This window comes from Fulvivirga sp. M361, assembly GCF_007097395.1.
Classification (GTDB): Bacteria; Bacteroidota; Bacteroidia; order Cytophagales; family Cyclobacteriaceae; genus Fulvivirga.
Map to the genome: position 1 here is coordinate 1 of NZ_VKDC01000108.1, position 492 is coordinate 492.

At 49.4% G+C, this 492-nt stretch carries 1 pseudogene; it reads left to right on the forward strand.

The features are described 5' to 3' along the window. Positions 1-492, forward strand: a pseudogene (locus FNH22_RS31795) (AMP-binding protein); the annotation flags it as partial.

The following is a 492-nucleotide window of genomic DNA, read 5'->3' on the forward strand; positions in this document are numbered from 1 at the left end:
CCTGCCTGGCAAAAGGCTACCTTCACAATGCAGCATTGACGGCGGAGCGTTTTCTTCCTGACCCGTTTTTTGAAGGGGAAAAGATGTATCGTACGGGTGACCTGGTGAAATGGCGTCCCGATGGTAACCTGGAGTTTTTGGGGCGGTGTGATGATCAGGTCAAGATCCGGGGTTTCCGCATAGAGCTGGGGGAAATTACCCAGCAACTGGCAAGTCATCCATCGGTGAGAGAGGTGTGTGTTGTGCCTTGTGAATTGCAAAACGAATTGCAGTTGGTAGCTTATTATCTTTCTGATGAGCAGCAGGATGAAAATAATTTGAAGGAGTATCTGAAGAGTCGTTTGCCAGACTATATGGTCCCGGTGGCGTACGTTCATCTGGCAGAAATGCCTTTGACGGCGAGCGGTAAACTCAATCGTAAGGCGCTTCCGGCACCTGATCTGACATTCACATCCTCTTATACTCCTGCAGGAAATGAGCTGGAAGAACAGT